This window comes from Virgibacillus chiguensis (assembly GCF_900129865.1).
GTDB lineage: Bacteria > Bacillota > Bacilli > Bacillales > Amphibacillaceae > Virgibacillus > Virgibacillus chiguensis.
This window is the reverse complement of record NZ_FQXD01000037.1, coordinates 1-2112: the sequence shown is the minus strand read 5'-3', so window position 1 is coordinate 2112 and position 2112 is coordinate 1. Positions and strand designations below refer to the sequence as shown.

The 2112-nt window shown below is 35.8% G+C and carries 2 protein-coding genes; both read right to left on the bottom strand.

Annotated features, from left to right (window positions below; genetic code table 11):
• Window positions 1-264: 264 nt before the first annotated feature.
• A complete protein-coding gene (locus BUB45_RS19225) occupies window positions 265-813 on the bottom strand; it encodes a PepSY domain-containing protein (protein ID WP_073013499.1) in 549 nt (182 codons plus the stop codon).
• A gap of 594 nt (window positions 814-1407) precedes the next feature.
• The gene (locus BUB45_RS19220) at window positions 1408-2010 is read right to left on the bottom strand and encodes a PepSY domain-containing protein (protein ID WP_073013497.1); all 603 of its coding nucleotides are present in this window, start codon (window positions 2008-2010) and stop codon (window positions 1408-1410) included.
• Window positions 2011-2112 lie beyond the last annotated feature (102 nt).

Sequence of the window (2112 nt, the reverse complement as noted above, 5' to 3'; positions counted from 1 at the left end):
TGACCGAAAGCCAATTCATCTCCACCTTACCGCTGGGATTTCACCCTTCACACGCTTGAAGATGGAGACTTCTTGGCTAAAAACGTTAAAAAGTTTAGGTGCTGTTATCTACCTCTTAGCGTTGTCTAGAAACGCGGGTGTCATACAGCACCTTCTTTAGGGATATAAGCATTTTAAGCCAAGTTAAAGCTTTGACGATAAACATAACGATAGCACACAAGTTTTGGTGGCTTTTTTGTTCCATTTATCCATTAGACATGTCTCCTAAAAGTCATGATCATCTTCTATTTCAATTTCTTGCTTCAGAATTTCTCCATTTTCAGCATGAATCTCAAATTCCGCTTCTTTCTTTCCATTTCTAAGCTCTATTTCATAAATAAATTGATTATCATCTCCATCTAGTTCCATGCTCATTACTTTGCCATCAAATTGTTTCTTGGCAATGCTTTTCGCTTCTTCCATGGATATCAACTTTTCTTTAGCAGCATTTATTTGCGCTTGTTCGCTATTCCCATTTTTCGTTTGATTGATTTCCTTTTTGTTTTCTTTCAACACTTCTCCGCTGTCCCCATCAAGCTCTAAATCATATTCCACATTTTTGTTTGTTACTTCCACTTCATACACTGCTTTATGGCGATCCGTCTCTAATTCAAATTCAGTGATTTGACCATCGTATTGTTCTTGCACCATACTCTTAATTTTATCTCCATCCAGCTTTGGGGTTGCTTCATCTGCATTAGAATAATATACTCCAGTACCCAAAATCGCAGCACCAGCTATTGTTCCGATAATAATTCCTAATTTCTTTTTCATTCTTATCCACTCCTTGTTTGTTGTTAGTTCTATCATAACCATAAGGAATAAGAGAACCTTGTGAACAAGATTAGAATTTGCTAAGAAAAGAATTAATTACTAGTGAATTTAATTGTCGTGCTAAAGACCACTAGATTACTTTTTTTAATTGCGTATCGAATGTTCTTCATGAATAAAGGGCTTTGCAAAGACAAGCTAGATATATGAAATCGTAGTCTGTTCGACTAAGGAATAGTAGAAAATTCGTGTTATTAGCAGTTGTTGTCTCTATTTCTAGAAAAACTTGGCCTGTCGCCAAGTTTTATGGCGAATGGCATAGTTTCTCTTATACTATAAACCTTTATACTTTTATACTTCCTATAGTGTAAACACAAAAAAATAGCCCCCTGTTCTCTCTAATACGCTCCCAAATGGGTAAGGGCTATTTTTCTTGTTAAAATTTGATAACGTCAATTCCCTATCAGAAGAATGGGTATCTATAGAGCATAGCTGGAACTGCAAACGATTTCTTTCATAGATAATTTGTTAATACATTTTCCCTTTGCGTTTTTTAGCATACCTACCTCGTTCACGCTAATGCACTACCTATATAAGTTAATCTTCTCTTTCTATTTCGGTAAACAAGATTTCCCCTGTAAATGCATCAATCGTGATTTCAGCTTCATCTTCCCCATGAACAATTTTTACTTCATAGACAAAGCGTCCATCTTCTTCATCTAGTTCTAGTTCATCAAACGTACCAGCAAATTCCTCCAAAGCTAATTCTTTCGCCTTTTCTTCACTTATGACAACACTTTGTCCAGCATTATTATCTTGCTTTTTGTCTCGTTCACTCGCCTGCTCACTATTTTCGGCTCCATTTGTATCGTTATTTTCTTTTTGCTCAGAGGCTTTTCGGTCGTCTTTGTTCCCCGTAGATACTTCGTTTAATTGGATAACTTCTCCAGTTTTTTCATGAATCTTTATTTCATACTGTTTTCCTTTATGCTCTATACTTGCAACATAGTAGTTGTTATTTTCTTGTTTTTGAATATCTCCTTCTAGCGATCCAGGGTATTGGCTTGAAATAATTTTCTCTGCTTCCACCTTCGTAATAGCCGCTTTGGAAGCAGTACCTCCAAAATAAACAACAGTAAAACCAATGCCAACTACTGCTATTGCACTGGCTATAATAACCCACATCTTTTTTCTTTTCATAGCCACCCTCCTCGTATATTATGTTTAGGCGTTATTTTTCCGCCTATTTTATTCTAACTAATTTATAAAAATTGTATCTGCTAGTGCTACCGTTACTTTCCA

What these genes read in the sequence shown, in the direction of transcription:
- BUB45_RS19225 (WP_073013499.1), bottom strand. Translation starts at nt 813, where the DNA reads ATGAAAAAGAAATTAGGAATTATTATCGGAACAATAGCTGGTGCTGCG.
- BUB45_RS19220 (WP_073013497.1), bottom strand. Translation starts at nt 2,010, where the DNA reads ATGAAAAGAAAAAAGATGTGGGTTATTATAGCCAGTGCAATAGCAGTA.